Origin of the sequence: Streptomyces sp. S.PB5, from assembly GCF_030403745.1 — a bacterium.
Lineage (GTDB): Bacteria > Actinomycetota > Actinomycetes > Streptomycetales > Streptomycetaceae > Streptomyces.
This window is the reverse complement of sequence record NZ_JAQMWP010000006.1, coordinates 485,285-504,188: the sequence shown is the minus strand read 5'-3', so window position 1 is coordinate 504,188 and position 18,904 is coordinate 485,285. Positions and strand designations below refer to the sequence as shown.

The 18,904-nt window shown below is 69.3% G+C and carries 15 protein-coding genes and 4 tRNA genes; 10 read left to right on the top strand and 9 right to left on the bottom strand.

From position 1 onward, the window contains the following. Positions 1-146: 146 nt before the first annotated feature. The 3 genes from PH203_RS18830 to PH203_RS18820 all read right to left on the bottom strand — a co-directional run bounded on the left by PH203_RS18830 (position 147) and on the right by PH203_RS18820 (position 3,431). The gene (locus PH203_RS18830; protein WP_289921254.1) at positions 147-2,261 is read right to left on the bottom strand and encodes a DEAD/DEAH box helicase; all 2,115 of its coding nucleotides are present in this window, start codon (positions 2,259-2,261) and stop codon (positions 147-149) included. Between the two features lie 219 nt (positions 2,262-2,480). Continuing rightward, on the bottom strand, positions 2,481-3,005 hold the full coding sequence (locus PH203_RS18825; RefSeq protein ID WP_289921252.1) for a hypothetical protein: 525 nt from the start codon (positions 3,003-3,005) through the stop codon (positions 2,481-2,483). 75 nt (positions 3,006-3,080) lie between these two features. Then, entirely contained in the window at positions 3,081-3,431 is a 351-nt protein-coding gene (locus PH203_RS18820; RefSeq protein ID WP_067022470.1) for a metallopeptidase family protein, read from the bottom strand. Positions 3,432-3,558: 127 nt separating this feature from the next. On the opposite strand from PH203_RS18820, the gene PH203_RS18815 reads away from it, so the two are divergent. The 8 genes from PH203_RS18815 to PH203_RS18780 all read left to right on the top strand — a co-directional run bounded on the left by PH203_RS18815 (position 3,559) and on the right by PH203_RS18780 (position 10,468). After that, complete coding sequence (locus PH203_RS18815; RefSeq protein ID WP_289921248.1) at positions 3,559-5,178, top strand: metallophosphoesterase; 1,620 nt, start codon at positions 3,559-3,561, stop codon at positions 5,176-5,178. A gap of 80 nt (positions 5,179-5,258) precedes the next feature. Further along, a tRNA-Glu gene (locus tag PH203_RS18810) sits at positions 5,259-5,331 on the top strand. Positions 5,332-5,369: 38 nt separating this feature from the next. After that, a tRNA-Asp gene (locus PH203_RS18805) sits at positions 5,370-5,444 on the top strand. 22 nt (positions 5,445-5,466) lie between these two features. Then, positions 5,467-5,540, top strand: a tRNA-Phe gene (locus PH203_RS18800). Positions 5,541-5,602: 62 nt separating this feature from the next. After that, positions 5,603-5,887 (top strand): hypothetical protein, encoded by a 285-nt coding sequence (locus PH203_RS18795; protein ID WP_289921247.1) that lies wholly within the window; start codon positions 5,603-5,605, stop codon positions 5,885-5,887. Between the two features lie 71 nt (positions 5,888-5,958). Further along, positions 5,959-9,912, top strand: a complete 3,954-nt coding sequence (hrpA, locus tag PH203_RS18790; protein ID WP_289921246.1) for an ATP-dependent RNA helicase HrpA — start codon at positions 5,959-5,961, stop codon at positions 9,910-9,912. A gap of 94 nt (positions 9,913-10,006) precedes the next feature. Continuing rightward, positions 10,007-10,081, top strand: a tRNA-Asp gene (locus PH203_RS18785). Positions 10,082-10,276: 195 nt separating this feature from the next. After that, positions 10,277-10,468: a DUF6274 family protein gene (locus tag PH203_RS18780; RefSeq protein WP_289921245.1), complete on the top strand. Its 192-nt coding sequence runs from the start codon at positions 10,277-10,279 to the stop codon at positions 10,466-10,468. 459 nt (positions 10,469-10,927) lie between these two features. Here PH203_RS18780 and bldC read toward each other — a convergent pair whose 3' ends face one another. Beyond that, positions 10,928-11,134 carry a developmental transcriptional regulator BldC gene (bldC, locus tag PH203_RS18775; protein ID WP_003949541.1) on the bottom strand — a complete coding sequence of 69 codons (207 nt, stop codon included), beginning with the start codon at positions 11,132-11,134 and terminating at the stop codon, positions 10,928-10,930. A gap of 527 nt (positions 11,135-11,661) precedes the next feature. Beyond that, positions 11,662-12,504, bottom strand: a complete 843-nt coding sequence (locus PH203_RS18770; RefSeq protein WP_289921243.1) for a hypothetical protein — start codon at positions 12,502-12,504, stop codon at positions 11,662-11,664. A gap of 222 nt (positions 12,505-12,726) precedes the next feature. Here PH203_RS18770 and PH203_RS18765 point away from each other — a divergent pair, with 222 nt between their 5' ends. Together PH203_RS18765 and PH203_RS18760 are read left to right on the top strand one after the other, a co-directional pair. Further along, positions 12,727-13,824, top strand: coding sequence for a Glu/Leu/Phe/Val dehydrogenase dimerization domain-containing protein (locus PH203_RS18765; protein WP_289921242.1), 1,098 nt, complete (start codon positions 12,727-12,729; stop codon positions 13,822-13,824). 309 nt (positions 13,825-14,133) lie between these two features. Continuing rightward, positions 14,134-14,388, top strand: coding sequence for a DUF3073 domain-containing protein (locus tag PH203_RS18760; RefSeq protein ID WP_289921241.1), 255 nt, complete (start codon positions 14,134-14,136; stop codon positions 14,386-14,388). A gap of 72 nt (positions 14,389-14,460) precedes the next feature. Here the strand turns inward: PH203_RS18760 and purM are convergent, their stop codons facing one another. Genes purM through PH203_RS18740 form a run of 4 tightly spaced genes read right to left on the bottom strand, consistent with a single transcriptional unit; the run spans position 14,461 to position 18,903 of the window. Then, complete coding sequence (purM, locus tag PH203_RS18755; RefSeq protein WP_289921240.1) at positions 14,461-15,543, bottom strand: phosphoribosylformylglycinamidine cyclo-ligase; 1,083 nt, start codon at positions 15,541-15,543, stop codon at positions 14,461-14,463. Positions 15,544-15,587: 44 nt separating this feature from the next. Continuing rightward, positions 15,588-17,117 carry an amidophosphoribosyltransferase gene (purF, locus tag PH203_RS18750; RefSeq protein ID WP_079310184.1) on the bottom strand — a complete coding sequence of 510 codons (1,530 nt, stop codon included), beginning with the start codon at positions 17,115-17,117 and terminating at the stop codon, positions 15,588-15,590. Positions 17,118-17,174: 57 nt separating this feature from the next. Further along, positions 17,175-18,074: an META domain-containing protein gene (locus PH203_RS18745; protein WP_289921239.1), complete on the bottom strand. Its 900-nt coding sequence runs from the start codon at positions 18,072-18,074 to the stop codon at positions 17,175-17,177. Positions 18,075-18,105: 31 nt separating this feature from the next. Then, a complete protein-coding gene (locus tag PH203_RS18740; protein WP_289921238.1) occupies positions 18,106-18,903 on the bottom strand; it encodes a maleylpyruvate isomerase family mycothiol-dependent enzyme in 798 nt (265 codons plus the stop codon). Between the last annotated feature and the right edge of the window lies 1 nt (position 18,904).

Sequence of the window (18,904 nt, the reverse complement as noted above, 5' to 3'; positions counted from 1 at the left end):
AAGTCGGCTGATCTTACAGCCCTCTCGCAGCGGGCCGGAGAGCGTTCTCTGCCCCAACGCACCCGCGGCCGCAGCCGCGCACGAAACGGCGGAAGGGCCCGCACGACCGAAGTCGTACGGGCCCTTCCGGGTCAGCTCAGCCGGCGTCAGCCGTTGCGCTTCCAACGCGGCTTCTCATCCCGACGCCCGAAGGAAGAACCGGAACCCGAACCCGTGCCGCGGTGGTCGTCGCGGCGGCCGTAGGGGCGCTCGTGGCCGCCGGAGCGGAAGCCCGGGCGGTCGTCGCGGCGGTCGCGGTTGAAGGGGCGGTCGCTGCCACGGTGGCCGCCACGGTCGTCACGGCGCTCGAAGCCACGGCCGGCCGGGCGGTCGGACGGACGGTCGGACGGACGGTCGTCGCGGCGGAAGCCGCCACGGTCGTTGTCACGACGCTCGAACCCACGGCCACCACGGTCATCGCGGCGCTCGAAGGAACGGCCACCACGGTCGTCCCGACGCTCGTCACGGCGGAACCCGCCACGGTCGTTGTCACGACGCTCGAACCCACGCTCGCCACGGTCACGGTTGAACCCACCGCGGTCGTTGTCCCGACGCTCGAACCCACGGCCACCACGGTCGTCACGGCGCTCGAAGGAACGGCCACCACGGTCGTCCCGACGCTCGTCACGGCGGAACCCGCCACGGTCGTCACGGCGCTCGTACGTCGACGGGGCCTCGGCCCGGTCGGCCTCCTGCGCCGTCGGCTGCTCGGGCACGGACACGGCCTCGACGACCGCCGCGGCCTGCGCCTCGGCCACCGCCGCCTCCGGGTCCTCACCGCGGTCACGGGCGGCCCGGGCGACGAGCCGGTCGGCCTCCTCGCGCAGCTCGGTCGCGCGCCGCTGCGCCCGCTCCAGCTGCTTGGTCAGGGAGGCGACCTCGCGCTCGGCCTGCTGCGCGGCGTTGCCCGCGGACTCGGCCTGGACCTCGGTCATCGACCGGGCACCGGTGATCTCGGCGACCTCGGGGTCGAAGGCGCCGGCGCCCTGGATGATGTGACGCCCGGCGTCGACGCCCGCGTCCTCCATGAGGCGGAAGATCTGGCGGCGCTGGTGCGGCAGGGACAGGGAGACGACCGTGCCGGTGCGACCCGCACGGGCCGTACGGCCGGCGCGGTGCAGGTAGTCCTTGTGGTCGCCCGCCGGATCCACGTTGAGCACCAGGTCGATGCCGTCGACGTGAATACCGCGCGCGGCGACGTCGGTGGCGACGAGGGCGTTGACGTACCCGTCCTTGAAGTCGGCCAGCGTCCGGGTGCGGGCGCCCTGGGTCATGCCGCCGTGCAGCGCGTCGGCCTTCACGCCCGCCTCGCGCAGCTGCTCGGCGATACGGTCCGCGCCCAGCTGGGTGCGGACGAAGATGATGGTGCGGCCCTTGCGGGAGGCGATGGCCGCGGTGACCGGCGCCTTGTCCTTGGGCTTCACGATGAGGATGTGGTGCGACATCGTCGTGACGTTGCCCTGGGCGCTGTCGACCTCGTGCGTGACCGGGTTGCTCAGGTAGCGCTTGACCAGCGTGGAGATCTCGTTCTCCATCGTGGCCGAGAACAGCATCCGCTGGCCGCCGGCCGGGACCTGGTCGAGGAGCTCGGTGACCTCGGGCAGGAAGCCCAGGTCGGACATCTGGTCGGCCTCGTCGAGGACGGCGACCTGGACGTCCTCCAGGGAGCAGGCGCCGCGGTTGATGATGTCGCGCAGTCGGCCCGGGGTGGCGACGAGGATGTCGACGCCGCGCTCCAGGGCGTAGATCTGGTTGCCCATGGACGTACCGCCGCAGACGACCTTCATCTTCAGGCCGAGGACGTCGCCGTAGGGCTGGAGGGCGTCCGCCACCTGCATGGCGAGCTCACGGGTCGGGGTGAGGATGACCGCGCGGGGCTTGTGGCGCTCGGTGCGGCCGCCGGCGAGACGCGCCAGGGTCGGCAGACCGAAGGAGAGGGTCTTGCCGGAGCCGGTGCGGCCACGGCCGAGGATGTCCTTGCCGGCCAGGGCGTCCGGGATGGTCGCGGCCTGGATCGGGAAGGGGACGGTCACGTTGTTCTGGGCGAGCTTGCGCACGACGCCCTCGGGGAGACCGAGGTCGGCGAAGGTGATCTCGGGGGTCTTCTCGCCGAAGTCGGTGGACTCGGCGGTGTCGCCGGAGTCGACGGCCTCGAGCGCCGCTACGGCCTCGGCCTCGTCGTTCTCGGGCAGGACAACGTGATCAGAACTGGAAATGGACATGCGTAAGCGAAACCTTCCGGAGTCTCGTCGGCACGCGCCCGTCAACTCCGTGATTTCGCAATACGACCGCCTCTATGCGGTCAGCCACGGCAAGGGAGAGAACGCGCCACACGGCGCGCTTCTGCGTTGGCGCCGGGCAAATGAATCAAACGATCTATAACCATACGCACCCACCACCCGTGAAGGCAAACCGAACCCCACCGATGTGACGCACATCAACTACGCCGGAGTCCCCGCCGCCGGCGCCGGCTCCCGCTGGGCCAGCTGCGCCCCGGTCTCCTGGTGCGCGGAGGAGGACGGCTCGGCGACGGTGGGCGTCGGGGAGGGCGGCTCGGGCGTCGGGGTCGGTGTCGGCTCCGGCTCGGGCGTCTTCGTCGGGGTGGGCGGTGTCTTGGTCGGCGTCGGCTTGGGCTTGTCGGACTTGCCGGGCTTGGGCTCCGCCGAGGGCGACGCACTGGCCGTCCCGGACGCCGAGGCGGACGGCGACGCCGACTCCCCGTCCTTGCCCTTGCCCTTGCCCTTCTTCTTCCCGTGCTTGCCGTCGGCCCCGGCGACGCCGTACCCGCCGCCACCGCCCGTCACCGCCGATCCGCCGTCCGGCGCCTCGCCGCCCCGGTGCCCCGCGGAGTGCGAGGGCTTGGCGCTCTTGCCCCCGTCGTCGTCACCCACGCTCATGCAACCGGCGGCAGCGGCGACCGCCATCACCGTGGCGGCCAGACGGACGGGTACGTACAAGGGGCGCACGGGAGCCACCTCCGAGGGCGGTTGAAGGAGTCAACCTCTCCAACTCCCGCCGCCCACAAGAGGACACGCGAACCCTCACCCGTATCCGAGGGCGTGCAGCCGGGCGTCGTCGATCCCGAAGTGATGGGCGATCTCGTGCACCACGGTGACCTCGGTCTCGGCGACGACCTCCTCCCGCGACTCGCACATCCGCAGGGTCGGCCCCCTGTAGATCGTGATCCGGTCCGGCAGCACTCCCGCGTACCACTCCCCGCGGTCGGTCAGCGGAGTCCCCTCGTAGAGCCCGAGCAGCTCAGGATCGTCGGCGGGCGGTTCGTCCTCGACGAACACCGCGACGTTGTCCATCAGCCGCGTCAACTCCGGCGGAATCCGGTCCAGCGCCTCGGCGACCAGTTCCTCGAACTCCTCACGCGTCATCTCCAGCACAGGGCCATTGTCCGGTACGAAACCGTCGTACGAGGGTCACAAACCGTCGTACGACAACTCTGAACCGTCGTACGACAGTCACCGGACGCTCCGCATATCCACGCCCGCACTTGGGCATACGGGACCAATGGCCCGCGTCCCCGCCGCAGTCCTGAACGTCCTGGTCCGTATCCGCCGCTCGCCGCGCACCCTCGCGCGGCACTACCGGACCCGCCGCCCCCTGCCCACCCTGGAACTCGTCCACCAGCCGCACCCCTGGGGCCGGGCCCTCGGCCTGATCACGGTCGTGCTGCTCGGGGCGTGGCTGGGCCTGCTGATCGTCGGCAATGTCCGCACCCCCGTCGGACCGATGAACACGACGATGACCCTGCGCCCCTCCTTCACCGGCGGCACGAAGATCAACGTCTCCCCGCTGGGCGCCCTGCAGCTCGACAGCCACCACGCCCCCGTCCGCCTGGACGTCAACGTCGACCAGCTCGACCCGGTCCGCTCCCAGGCCCTCGTCGACCACCCCGAGCGCCTCTCCGGGCTCCAGCAGGAGGTCGCCGAGGACGTCGGCCACGGCACCCTCGACCTGGCCGTACGGTCCTGTGTCGCCGTCGTCGCCGGGGCCACCGCCCTCGGCCTCGCCGTCTACCGCCGCCCGCGCCGCGCGCTCGCCGCCGGCGGCCTCGCCCTGACCCTGCTGGCCGCGTCCGGCGGCACGGCGTACGCCACCTGGAACCCGGACTCGGTCCTGGAGCCGAAGTTCTCCGGCCTGCTCTCCTCGGCCCCGTCCCTGGTCGGCAACGCGCGCAACATCGTGACCGAATTCGACGTCTACCAGAAGGAGTTGGCGCGGCTGGTGACGAATGTGACGAAGCTCTACGACGTCACCTCCACGCTGCCCGTCTACGCCCCCGACCCGACCACCATCCGCGTCCTGCACGTCTCCGACATCCACCTCAACCCGGCGAGCTGGAAGATCATCGCCTCGCTGGTGGAGCAGTACCAGGCCGATGTCATCGTCGACACGGGCGACACCATGGACCACGGGACGGCCGCCGAGAACGGCTTCCTGGACCCGGTCGAGGACCTGGGCGCGCCCTATGTGTGGGTGCGCGGCAACCACGACTCCCGGATCACCCAGCGCTACTTGGAGGGCCTGAAGAACGTCCACGTCCTCGACGACGGGCGGGCCGAGACGGTCGCGGGCCTGCGTTTCGCCGGCCTGGGCGACCCGCAGTTCACCCCCGACCGCAGCGAGAAGTCCGGCGCCGAGGAGTCCCAGGAGGCCGCGGGCGCCCGGCTCGCCGCCTCCCTGCGTGACTGGACGACCGCCGGGAAACCGGTCGACGTCGCCATGATCCACGAGCCGTCCGCCGCCCGGGAGGTCGACGGGTCGGTACCGCTGGTGCTCTCCGGCCACCTCCACCACCAGGAGATGGAGGTCCTGCGCAACGGCACCCGGCTGCGTATCGAGGGCTCCACCGGCGGGAGCGGGCTGCGCGCGGTGGAGGGGAAGTACCCCGACCCCATCGAGGCCTCGATCCTCTACTTCGACCGTGACACCCGCCGCCTCCAGGCCTGGGACGAGATCAAACTCGGCGGTCTGGGCCTGACCACGGCCGAGGTCAGCCGCCACCTGCCGGAGGAGAACCTGCCGGGAGCGGCCCCCACACCGTCCCCCACGCCCTCCCCGACTCCCTCCCCCTCCCCGTCCACCTCTCCGCCCCTGTCGCGCACCCCGTCCCCCAGCGCTCCTTAAACCGTTTTGGCGATACCTCCTGCCATCCCATATGCTTCTCACGTCCCCGACGCGCTGAGAAGCGCGCAGGCGGGCCGATAGCCCTCATCGTCTAGCGGCCTAGGACGCCGCCCTTTCAAGGCGGTAGCACGGGTTCGAATCCCGTTGGGGGCACGCAACACCGTGTGCGACACTGTCGTACACAACAGCTTGGTCCTGTGGAGCAGTTTGGAGTGCTCGCCACCCTGTCAAGGTGGAGGCCGCGGGTTCAAATCCCGTCAGGACCGCTGAGATTCTCCGGAATCTCTCGGCTGGGTAGCTCAGTTGGTACGAGCGACCGCCTGAAAAGCGGTAGGTCGCCGGTTCGACCCCGGCCCCAGCCACAGCAAAGACCCCGATCCTCGGATCGGGGTCTTGTTGTATCCAGGGGTGCTCAGGGGGTTCGATGAGTCAGAACGGTCTGGAACTGGCCCGTGCGCGGTACGGCCTGTTCGCGGTGATACTCAGCAATCTGGCGATCGCCGTGGTGGCGATCGTCGGGGTCTGGCAGCTCGACGGCGACAAAGCGGTGATCGTCGGCGTCCTCACCGCCGCCTTCACCGCGGTCAGCAGCATGACCACGGCCTATCTGAGCATCAAGGCCGTCTCCAACACCGCCAAGTCCATCGCCCTGCACGAGACCCGCACCCCGGTACCGGTGGCGGAGATCCCGGGCCAGCGCACCCTGTAGCCCGCCCGCTCCACCGCCGGCGGCAAAACCGTTCGCCACAAATTTCCCGAGGATGAGATCCTGGATCGCGTATGTCTACGCATCCTGCCCCCGGTGTCCCGGGCCTCGGCGCCCTCGCCCCTCGCCTGACCGAGCTCTCCCTGCGCGACGCGCAGCGGCTCGGGCGCAGGCTCGAAGGTGCGCGCAAGATCCGTAAGCCGGAGGCCCGGGCCGCCGTGCTCGCCGAGATCGAGGGCGAGATCGCCAAGGCCGAGGAGCGGATGGCCGGGCGGCGCGCCCGGGTACCCGCCGTCAGCTATCCCGAGCAGCTCCCCGTCAGCCAGAAGAAGGACGAGATCGCGGACGCCATCCGTGATCACCAGGTCGTGATCGTCGCCGGTGAGACCGGTTCCGGCAAGACGACCCAGATCCCGAAGATCTGTCTGGAGCTGGGCCGTGGTGTGCGCGGCATGATCGGGCACACCCAGCCCCGTCGTATCGCCGCCCGCACCGTCGCCGAACGCGTCGCCGAGGAGCTGGACACCCCGCTCGGCGAGGCCGTCGGCTGGAAGGTCCGCTTCACCGACCAGGTGAACCAGGACGGCACCTTCATCAAGCTGATGACGGACGGCATCCTGCTCGCCGAGATCCAGACCGACCGCGAGCTGCGCGCCTACGACACGATCATCATCGACGAGGCCCACGAGCGGTCCCTCAACATCGACTTCCTGCTCGGCTACCTCGCCCAGCTGCTGCCGAAGCGCCCGGATCTCAAGGTCGTCATCACCTCCGCGACCATCGATCCCGAGCGCTTCTCCCGGCACTTCGGGGACGCCCCGATCGTCGAGGTCAGCGGCCGGACATACCCGGTGGAGGTGCGGTACAGGCCCCTCCTGGAGGAGGACTCGGACGACGCCGACCGCGACCAGATCACCGCGATCTGCGACGCCGTCGAGGAGCTCCAGGGCGAGGGCAAGGGCGACATCCTGGTCTTCCTCTCGGGCGAGCGGGAGATCCGGGACACGGCGGACGCGCTCAACAAGAAGAACTACCGGTTCACCGAGGTGCTCCCCCTCTACGCCCGGCTCTCGCACGCCGAGCAGCACCGGGTCTTCCAGCCGCACACCGGGCGCAGGATCGTTCTGGCAACGAACGTCGCCGAGACCTCCCTGACGGTCCCCGGCATCAAGTACGTCATCGACCCCGGCTTCGCCCGGATCAGCCGCTACAGCCATCGCACCAAGGTCCAGCGGCTCCCGATCGAGGCGATCTCCCAGGCCAGCGCGAACCAGCGCAAGGGCCGCTGCGGCCGTACGTCGGACGGTGTCTGCATCCGCCTCTACTCCGAGGACGATTTCAACGCCCGCCCGGAGTTCACGGACGCGGAGATCCTCCGTACGAACCTGGCCTCCGTCATCCTCCAGATGACCGCCGCCGGCCTCGGCGACATCGAGAAGTTCCCCTTCATCGACCCGCCGGACCACCGCAACATCCGCGACGGCGTCCAGCTGCTCCAGGAGCTGAACGCCCTCGACCCGGCGCAGAAGGACCCCCGCAAGCGGCTCACCGAGACCGGCCGCAAGCTCGCTCAGCTGCCCGTCGACCCGCGCCTGGCCCGGATGGTCCTGGAGGCCGACAAGAACGGCTGTGCCCGCGAGGTCATGGTGATAGCGGCGGCCCTGTCCATCCAGGACCCGCGCGAGCGCCCCGCCGACAAGCAGACCCAGGCCGACCAGCAGCACGCCCGCTTCAAGGACGAGACCAGCGACTTCCTCGCGTATCTGAACCTCTGGCGGTACGTCCGCGAGCAGCAGAAGGAGCGGGGTTCGAGCTCCTTCCGGCGGATGTGCAAGCAGGAGTATCTGAACTTCCTGCGCATCCGCGAATGGCAGGACATCTACACCCAGCTGCGGACCGTCGCCAAGCAGATGGGCATCCATCTGAACGAGGAGGACGCGGCCGACCAGAGCGTCCATGTCTCCCTTCTCGCCGGTCTGCTCTCCCACGTCGGCATGAAGGACGTGAAGGACGGCAACAAGAACGAGTACCTGGGCGCCCGCAACGCCAAGTTCGCGATCTTCCCGGGCTCCGCGCTCTTCAAGAAGCAGCCGCGTTTCGTGATGTCGGCGGAACTGGTGGAGACGAGCCGCCTCTGGGCACGCGTCAACGCCAAGATCGAGCCGGAGTGGGTCGAGCCGCTCGCCGGGCACCTGCTGAAGCGGACGTACTCCGAACCGCACTGGGAGAAGGACCAGGCGGCCGTGATGGCGTACGAGAAGGTCACGCTGTACGGCGTGCCGATCGTCGCCCAGCGCAAGGTCAACTACGGCCGGATCGACCCCGAGACGAGCCGCGAGCTTTTCATTCGCAACGCGCTCGTCGAGGGCGACTGGCGCACGCACCACAAGTTCTACGCCGACAACCGCAAGCTGCTGAGCGAGGTCGAGGAGCTCGAACACCGCGCCCGGCGCCGGGACATCGTCGTCGACGACGACACGCTCTTCGACTTCTACGACCAGCGGGTGCCCGAACACGTCGTCTCCGGCGCCCACTTCGACTCCTGGTGGAAGCGGAAGCGGCATGAGCAGCCGGAGTTCCTGGACTTCGAGCGGGAGATGCTCATCCGGGAGTCGGCGGAGGCGGTCACCAAGGCCGACTATCCGGACAGTTGGCGGCAGGGGCAGCTCAAGTTCCGCGTCACGTACCAGTTCGAGCCGGGCGCTGACGCCGACGGTGTGACCGTCCACATCCCGCTCCAGGTGCTGAACCAGGTCACGGACGAGGGCTTCGACTGGCAGATCCCGGGTCTGCGGGAGGAGTTGGTGACGGAGCTGATCCGTTCGCTCCCGAAGCCGATCCGCCGCAACTACGTGCCGGCGCCGAACTTCGCGAAGCGGTTCCTCGATACGGCCGTCCCCTTGCAGGAGCCGCTGACGACGACGATGGCGCGCGAGCTGAAGCGCATGGTCGGGGTCCCCTTCGAGGCCGAGGACTTCGACTGGTCCCGGGTCCCCGAGCACCTGCGGATCACCTTCCGGATCGTGGACGAGCGGCGCCGCAAGCTGGCCGAGGACAAGGATCTGGAGGCGCTGAAGGTCCAGCTGAAGCCGAAGGCACGGCAGGCCCTCTCGCAGGCCGCGGCAGCCACCGCCGAGCGCCAGGGCGGCGAGTCCCTGGAACGCAAGGGCCTCACCGACTGGACGATCGGCACCCTCACCCGCGTCTTCGAGACCCGCCGAGCCGGCCACCCGGTGAAGGCGTACCCGGCGCTGGTGGACGACGGCGACACGGTCTCGGTCCGTCTCTTCGACACGGAGGCGGAGCAGGCGGAGGCCATGTGGAAGGGCACGCGGCGGCTGATCCTCCGCAACATCCCGGTGAACCCGGCGAAGTTCGCCTCGGAGAAGCTGACCAACCCCCAGAAGCTCGCTCTCTCGGCCAACCCGCACGGCACGATCCAGGCCCTCTTCGACGACTGCGCGACGGCGGCGGCGGACCGGCTCATCGCCGACTTCGGGGGGCCGGCGTGGGACGAGGAGTCGTACCGGAAGCTCTACGACAAGGTGCGCGCCGAGATAGTCGACACGACGGTCCGTACGGTCGGCCAGGTGCAGCAGGTGCTGGCCGCCTGGCAGGCCTGTGAGCGCCGTCTGAAGGCCGTACGGAGCCCCGCGCTCCTGGCGAACCTCCAGGACGTACGGGGACAGCTGGACGCCCTCGTGAAACCGGGCTTCGTGACGGAGACCGGGCTGCGCCGGCTGCCGGACCTCATGCGGTACCTGGTGGCGGCGGACCGTCGCCTCCAGCAGATGCCGACGAACGTCCAGCGGGACACCACGCGCATGGAGAAGGTCCACGAGATGCGGGACGAGTACGCGTGGCTCCTGGAGCAGATGCCGAAGGGCCGCCCGGTCCCGTCCGCGGTCCTGGACATCCGCTGGATGATCGAGGAGCTCCGGGTCAGCTATTTCGCCCACGCGCTGGGGACGGCTTACCCCATCTCGGACAAGCGGATCGTGAAGGCGATCGACGCGGCCGTACCGTAACCGCTCCTGCACGTTGGGTGAGTTCGCGCAGACGGCACCCCCTCCTGTACAGTCCTTCTCGCAGCGCAACGCAGCACCAAGCGCCGCGAAACCTGGTCCTGTGGAGCAGTTTGGAGTGCTCGCCACCCTGTCAAGGTGGAGGCCGCGGGTTCAAATCCCGTCAGGACCGCAGTGAAGTCAGAGGGCCCGCACCCCCACCAGGGGAGCGGGTCTTCTTGGACCGCAGTGAAGTCAGAAGGCCCGGATCTTCGGATCCGGGCCTTCTTGCGTGCCATGGCCGCCCAGCCACTCTTGACGGCGTCACATTCGCTCGGTACTCCAGAAATCAGGGCCCCGTTCCCCGTGCGGCCCCTGGAGGTGGCGTATGGCGGCTTCGGCTAGGCACGAGACGCGGGCGCTGCTCCGTGCGCATCTGTCGGCCGCTTCCTCCTATCGCCATCTGACGCGGCACTGCCCGATCTGTCATCAGCTGCTGCGGCTCGCCATGGACTGCCCCTCGGGAGCCGTGCAGGAGCCGGACGAGACCGTCGAGGACGAAAGTCCCTCGCCCGCGTGACCATCGGCGGCCCCAACGGCCGTACGGGCGTGGGACGGTGGAACATGCGCCTCCCCTAGCGCACGTGCGGCGGCGGCAACAAGGACTCTGGCATGTGACGGGAGTCACCGCATGAGTTTCGGAAACCGCGGTACTTACACCTCACCTACAACTGGTCAATTTAATATGTGCAATTGCACCAGTCGTCAGGGGTCCCCACAGGAGATCCGACACCCCTCCCCAGACTCCGACAAGCCCGCTCACAGAGCCGTGCGCTGAACCACATCTCGCGCACAAAAAAGATCGCGCTGGACCCGGCGGAGTCCAGCGCGATCGACGACGCACCCTGTGACGTTCTGGGATGAGCTTGGGCGTGGGCCCCGTTGGGGCGGAACCCGCGTCGCTTGGAGCTTTTGAAGCGTTGCCACGGACGCCTCGGCACGTTGGGGGACCTGCCGGTTTGTCCGTTATTCAGTTGGTTCAGGCCTCGCTGCGCTGCTGCGGGATGCCCGCGAGCAGTGCACGGACCTCCGCCTCGCGGTAGCGGCGATGCCCGCCGAGCGTACGGATGGAAGTAAGCTTCCCGGCCTTCGCCCACCGCGTGACCGTCTTGGGGTCGACGCGGAACATGGTGGCGACCTCAGCCGGGGTCAGCAGCGGCTCGGCATCAGGGGTGCGAGCGGTCATGAGCGGCCTCCTCGGGAGAACCGAACCTTCTCGGTTCTTTCCTCTAAATTCTGCACCTTGACCCGCGTTGCCCGAAATGGCGGACGCGAGTCGAGTCGGTTATAGGACGAACGGCTTGTCCTCGGCACTACAACTACACCATCTGTCCAGCCGCGTCGGCCAAACCGATGGAATTGCCCCCCAGGTGTTCATCGGGCGACAGACGCCGATGGACCATGCCATAGCGGACAGTCACGCCACTGTGACGATCAGTCACAGAGCGATCAGGAGTCACCAGACCCCCCAAAGCGGAACCTCCCCCGGGCCCCTTGTCCTATTTTGGCATGAGGAGGGGCAAGAGATGCAAGAGCCGGGTACGTGCGGTCCGTCACGCTTGACACTGAGTGAGGCGTACGCCCGGATCGGGACCTACGTCCCTTGTTGGCGGAGCATCAGGGGAAACTTGGTGACACCTTGACCGAGGACGAAACCCCAAAACGGGCGTCAGGTCAAACGCCAGTTCGTGACCAAAGTGACTCAGGGCACACTCAGTTCGCGGAACGCCGGTCCCGGACCGACCGCCACCGCTCCACCAGACGCCCGTACGCGACCCCCGCGGCCGCCCCGTCCCCGAGCCGCAACGCCTCGATGCCCTCGGCCACGTCGGCCGCCGAGTGGTCGTCCTCCAGCTCGCCGGGCGGCAGGGTGTGCACCAGACCGCCGTAGTCCAGCTCGACGTGCGAGCGCGGATGGAACTCCTCCAGCCAGCGCCCGACGTCCACGAGGCCGTCGATGAGCGGCCCCTCGTCGATGGCGTCCTTGAGAGTCCGCAGAGCCCGCGCCACCCGCCGCCGGGCCTGCACCATGGGCGTGCGGTAGCGGAGCATCGGCGGGATCTCGCCCGAGCCCTTGTCGAAGCGCCGCTCCTCGTCCGCGACCAGCACGAACCAGTGCAGCGGCACCTGCCAGGTCGAGGTCCGGATCCAGGGCCGGGCGTCGGGGTTGCGGACCAGCCAGCGCTCGTAGTCCTGGGCCGCCTGCCGCCGTACGACCGGCGGCAGCACCGCGTCCAGGACCGGCTTCGGCAGCTCCTCGGGCAGCTCCTCCAGCGCCTGCCAGCCGCGCAGCCGGGTCCGCCAGGGGCAGACGCAGACCACGCCGTCCACATCCAGGACGAACGCGTCGCTGCTCTCGTGCACCGGCACCGGGATCGGCGGGGTGGGCAGCAAGTCGGCCAGGGAGCGGCGCAGTTCGTCCTGGTACGAGGGACGGTCGGGGCGGCGGGCGTAGCGCGTCCAGTGGCCGCGTTCCGGCTCCGGGAAGGCCGCCAACGGCTCGTACACGCGCAGATAGGTCGCGTACGGGACGACCACCGAGGACACCTTGGGCACGCCTGCTCCCTCCCCCGCCCACTGCCAGGAAAACCTGCGAAACCCGCTCACAAACGGGCGGGAAATCTATGCAAATCGTCGCACGGGCGTACTCCGGGAGTAGGTGATCCTGAGCACGGCGGGGCGGCGGCGAGCAGCCAGGCTCTAATCTCATGCTCACAGCGCCCGCCACCCTTACGGGAGCTGGTCCCAACAGCGGCTACTTACCCAGGAGTCACCACAGTGACCGACGTATCAGCCGGCGTCCTGCACACCCTGTTCCACTCGGACCAGGGCGGCCATGAGCAAGTCGTGCTCTGCCAGGATCGTGCCAGCGGCCTCAAGGCCGTCATCGCCCTCCACTCCACCGCGCTGGGCCCCGCCCTCGGCGGTACCCGCTTCTACCCGTACGCGACCGAGGAGGAGGCCGTCGCCGACGCCCTGAACCTCGCCCGCGGGATGTCGTACAAGAACGCCATGGCCGGCCTGGACCACGGCGGCGGCAAGGCCGTGATCATCGGTGACCCGGAGACGATCAAGAGCGAGGAGCTGCTCCTCGCCTACGGCCGGTTCGTGGCCTCGCTCGGCGGGCGGTACGTCACCGCGTGCGACGTCGGCACGTACGTCGCCGACATGGACGTCATCGCACGTGAGTGCCCCTGGACCACCGGTCGCTCCCCCGAGAACGGCGGCGCCGGCGACTCCTCCGTCCTCACCTCCTTCGGCGTCTACCAGGGCATGCGCGCCTCCGCCCAGCACCTGTGGGGCAGCCCCTCGCTGGCCGGGCGGAAGGTCGGCATCGCGGGCGTCGGCAAGGTCGGCCACCACCTGGTGGAGCACCTGCGGGCGGAGGGCGCCGAGGTCGTCATCACCGACGTACGGGAAGAGGCCGTCGGCCGGATCCTCGCCGCGCACCCGACCGGGGTCACCGCCGTCGCCGACACCGCGACCCTGATCCGCCTCGAGGGTCTCGACATCTACGCCCCCTGCGCGCTCGGCGGCGCCCTCGACGACGACACCGTCCCGGCGCTCACCGCCAAGGTGGTCTGCGGGGCCGCCAACAACCAGCTCGAACACCCGGGCGTGGAGAAGGACCTCGCCGACCGCGGGATCCTCTACGCGCCGGACTACGTCGTGAACGCCGGCGGGGTCATCCAGGTCGCCGACGAGCTGCACGGGTTCGACTTCGAGCGGTGCAAGGCGAAGGCGGCGAAGATCTACGACACCACGCTCGCCATATTCGCACGTGCGAAGTCGGACGGGATTCCGCCGGCCGCCGCGGCCGACCGGATCGCGGAGCAGCGGATGCATGAGGCGGCGATGGCGCGCCGGGCGCGCTGAAACGAGCCCCGTCGCATCGGTGCCCGGCACCTTGGCCGGTACCCGTCGGCGAGCAGTTAGAGAGAACTCTCACGTTCGTCGGCGGGTCGGCCGCCAAGAAGTGGTTAAAATCGCGGTTGACCAGCGGGGACAGGGCACTCCGCCGGTTGTGGGCCCCGGCACGTGCTGTGGGCGACGTACCGTATGGGCGTGGGCTCAGGTACCGTGGAAGCCCTACGGGCCGGTCTCTCTGCGGAGAGCCCGTTCCAGATCATGAACGCGTGTCAAGACTCTGGGGCCATCGAGCCCCGTCACCGAGGGGGTCGAGCCATGGGGCGCGGCCGGGCAAAGGCCAAGCAGACGAAGGTCGCCCGCCAGCTGAAGTACAGCAGCGGCGGGACTGACCTGTCGCGTCTGGCCAATGAGCTGGGCGCTTCGACTTCGAGCCAGCCGCCGAATGGCGAGCCGTTCGAGGACGACGAAGACGAAGACGACCCGTACGCCCAGTACGCGGATCTATACAACGACGACGATGAGGACGAGGACGACGAGTCCGGTCCCACGTCGCAACGCCGCGGCGCTTGACGCTCCAGCTGCGCTTCACCCGGTCCGATGTGGTCCACACCACCGGACCGGGTTTTGCGCTGCTCCTGCGCGTCAGACGGCGTAGTCACCCACCATCTCCGCACCGGTGGCGTGGTCGCCGCGTGCCGTGATCTCGCCTGCCACCCAGGCTTCGACACCGCGATCGGCCAGGGTCCTCAGGGCCACGTCCGCCGAGTCCTCCGGGACGATCGCGATCATGCCGACGCCCATGTTGAGGGTCTTCTCCAGCTCCAGGCGCTCGACCTGACCCGTCTTGCCGACGAGGTCGAAGATCGGGGCCGGGGTCCAGGTGGAGCGGTCGACGATCGCGTGCAGGTCGTCCGGGATGACCCTGGCGAGATTCGCGGCCAGGCCGCCGCCCGTGACATGGCTGTACGCGTGGACGTCCGTGGTGCGGGTCAGCGCCAGGCAGTCCAGCGAGTAGATCTTGGTCGGCTCCAGGAGCTCCTCGCCGAGGGTGCGGCCGAGCTCCTCGATCCGGGCGTCCAGGGACAGGCCCGCCTGGTTCAGCAGGACGTGGCGGACGAGCGAGTACCCGTTCGAGTGAAGACCGGAGGCGGCCATGGCGATGACCGCATCACCCGTACGGATGCGATCCGGGCCCAGCAGCCGGTCGGCCTCCACGACGCCCGTACCGGCGCCGGCGACGTCGAAGTCGTCCGGGCCGAGGAGACCGGGGTGCTCGGCCGTCTCGCCGCCGACGAGGGCGCAGCCGGCGAGGACACAGCCCTCGGCGATGCCCTTGACGATCGCGGCGACCCGCTCGGGGTGGACCTTGCCGACGCAGATGTAGTCGGTCATGAACAGCGGCTCGGCGCCGCACACCACGATGTCGTCCATGACCATCGCGACCAGGTCGTGGCCGATCGTGTCGTAGACGCCCAACTGGCGCGCGATGTCGACCTTCGTGCCGACGCCGTCGGTCGCCGAGGCGAGCAGGGGGCGCTCGTAGTTCTTGAGGGCGGAGGCGTCGAAGAGACCGGCGAAACCGCCGAGGCCGCCGAGGACCTCGGGGCGCTGGGTCTTCTTCACCCACTCCTTCATCAGCTCTACGGCGCGGTCGCCCGCTTCGATGTCGACACCTGCTGTTTTGTAAGAAGCAGCTGCGTAGCTGGCACCAGTTGTCTCAGACATGACGGTGAGAACTTTCGTGTCGTACTGCAGGTAGGACGGACCGGCTACGGGCGACGGATCGCGTCGGCCGCGGCCGTGGCGGCGGGCCCTGCGGCCAGCTCGGTCTCCAGGAGCTGCTTGCCGAGCAGCTCGGGGTCCGGGAGCTCCATCGGGTACTCACCGTCGAAGCAGGCGCGGCAGAGGTTCGGCTTGGCGATGGTGGTCGCCTCGATCATGCCGTCGATGGAGATGTACGCCAGGGAGTCGGCGCCCAGCGAGGTGCCGATCTCGTCGATGGTCATGCCGTTGGCGATGAGCTCGGCGCGGGTGGCGAAGTCGATGCCGAAGAAGCAGGGCCACTTCACGGGCGGCGAGGAGATCCGGATGTGGACCTCGGCGGCGCCCGCCTCGCGCAGCATGCGGACCAGGGCCCGCTGGGTGTTGCCGCGCACGATCGAGTCGTCGACGACGACCAGGCGCTTGCCCTTGATGACTTCCTTCAGCGGGTTCAGCTTGAGGCGGATACCGAGCTGGCGGATCGTCTGGGAGGGCTGGATGAAGGTACGGCCCACATAGGCGTTCTTCACCAGACCCGCGCCGAAGGGGATTCCGGAGGCTTCCGCGTAGCCGATGGCGGCCGGGGTGCCGGATTCCGGGGTCGCTATGACCAGGTCGGCCTCGACAGGGGCTTCCTTCGCCAGCTTGCGGCCCATCTCCACGCGGGAGAGGTAGACGTTGCGGCCGGCGATGTCGGTGTCGGGGCGGGCGAGATAGACGTACTCGAAGACACAGCCCTTGGGCTTCGCTTCCGCGAAGCGGGAGGTGCGCAGGCCGTTCTCGTCGATGGCGACGAACTCGCCCGGCTCGATCTCGCGGACGTAGGAGGCGCCGCAGATGTCGAGGGCGGCGGACTCCGAGGCGACGACCCAGCCGCGCTCCAGGCGGCCGAGGACCAGCGGGCGGATGCCCTGGGGGTCGCGGGCCGCGTAGAGGGTGTGCTCGTCCATGAAGACGAGTGAGAAGGCACCGCGGACCTGCGGGAGGACGGTGTGGGCCGCCTCCTCGATGGTCAGGGGCTTGCCGTCCTCGTCGACCTGGGCGGCCAGCAGGGCCGTCAGCAGGTCGGTGTCGTTGGTGGCGGCCACCCGGGTCGAGCGGCCGTTGGTGTCCTTCGGGAGGTCGGCGACCATCTCGGCGAGCTGCGCCGTGTTGACCAGGTTGCCGTTGTGGCCGAGCGCGATCGAGCCGTGCGCGGTGGCACGGAACGTTGGCTGGGCGTTCTCCCACACGGAGGCGCCGGTGGTCGAGTAGCGGGCGTGACCGACCGCGATATGACCCTGGAGCGAACCGAGAGAGGTCTCGTCGAAGACCTGGGAAACGAGGCCCATGTCCTTGAAGACGAGGATCTGGGAGCCGTTGCTGACCGCGATACCCGCGGATTCCTGGCCCCGATGCTGGAGGGCGTAGAGCCCGAAGTAAGTGAGCTTGGCGACCTCTTCACCCGGAGCCCAGACACCGAAGACGCCACACGCGTCCTGGGGGCCTTTCTCGCCGGGGAGCAGATCATGATTGAGTCGACCGTCACCACGTGGCACGTCCCCGAGTGTAGGCGAGGTCGTCCACTGGTCCGAATTCGCTGGACGTGTGCTTGGTTACTCCGTGCGGGCCACGAGGCCCTTCCCGGAAGCCGCGGTGAGGGTCAGAGAATCCTGTTTCTGCTGGTAGGAGACCTTGTCCGCGAGGATTTCGGTGAGTTCGCGCTCGGTCTTCATCACGGGCGGCGAGCAGACCTTGCGCGTGGTCGCGAGGGGGCCGAACTCGATGGTGCCGTCCTTGACCGTGGCCTCGGCGGTGAAGGTGTTGCAGCCGAGGCTGCCGGTGGCCTTGCCGTCCTTGGTGAGGGTGAGATGGGCCTTCGCGTCCTCGGGGAGGGAGGAGGCGGTGGCGTCGTCTCCCTTGCCGGAGAGCAGGGTGTCGATGGTCCACCGGGTGCCCTGGAGGGCCGGGCTCGGTTGGGGGGTGCCCTCGCGGAGGGTGATGCTGTCGCCGCCGGCGGCGCTCAGAGTGAGGGTCCTGGTCCCGTCGGGCTCCTCGACGGCGGCCTTGAGCGTGCCGTCGAAGACGCTGAGGAACTTCGACTCGAACTCTCCGACCGGGCCCTGGCAGCCCATCGCCGTCGAGGCGAGATCGGTGAGCTTCACGGTGTCGCCCTGGATCTCCACGTCGGCGCCGAAGCTGTTGCAGCCCACGGTGCCGCCGGACTCGCCGCCGCCCATCTCGGGGTCGGTGCTGTCGGGCTTGAAGGTGATGTGGGCCTCGTCGACCCGGAAGCGGTCGTCCTTCGGGAGGGTGTAGGTCTTGCCGTCGACGGTCACCTTCTGCGGCACCCAGTAGGTGTCCGCGATCACGTCCTCGGTGTTCGCGACCTTGGTCTTCCCCTCGTCCTTCCCCTCGCCGCCGGCCCCGCCGCCGCCGGATTCCGTGCCGCAGGCCGCCAGCAGCGCGGTGCCGGCCAGGGCGACGGCGTACTTCACACGTGTCGTCTGCTTCATGGTCCTTGGACGCACGAGGCACCTGATGGGTTCACCTCATCAGCGGCAGGAACTCTCCGAGATCGGCCCGCTCCCCGCTGGCGCTGACCTCGGCGTCCGCGAGGGCGTCCGCCCAGACCACCCGGCCGGTCGCGAGGCGGATCCAGGTCAGCGGGTCGGTCTCGACGACGTTCGGCGGGGTGCCGCGGGTGTGGCGGGGGCCTTCCACGCACTGCACCACGGCGTACGGCGGGATCCGCACCTCCGTCGAGCCGCCGGGGGCCTTCGCGGCGAGGGCGTCGGCGAGGAGGCGGGTGCAGGCGGCGAGGGCCTGACGGTCGTACGGGATGTCGAGGCCGGGGACCGCGGCGTTCAGGTCGTCGGTGTGGACGACGAGTTCGACGGTGCGGGTGACCAGGTAGTCCGTGAGGGTCATCGCGCCCGTCCGGCTACCGATCAGGCGGCTGTCGGGGGCCTTGTCGAGGCTCTCGGTGAAGCGCTGCTCGGTGCGGGCGAAGAGGGCGTCGAGGTCGGGGCAGGCTGCGGCGAGTGCCTCGGTGTCGTCGGAGATGCCCTCGGCGCGAGGGGCCGTGGTGAAGGGCCACTCCAGGAGGTCGAGGCCACGGCTCGGCGGTTCGTCGAGGTCGAGGCCGCGGCTGATGGCCTCGACGGCCATCGTGATGTGCGCGGCCAGGTCGCGGACGGTCCAGTCGCCGAGGCGGGTGGGGGCGGCGAGCTGGGCCTCGGTGAGGGTGGCCACGGCCTGGCGTACGTTCCCGAACTGGGTGAGGACCGCGGTGCGGATCTTGGCGGGGTTGTAGGTGCGGGGGCGTCTTCTGGCCGGGGGCATG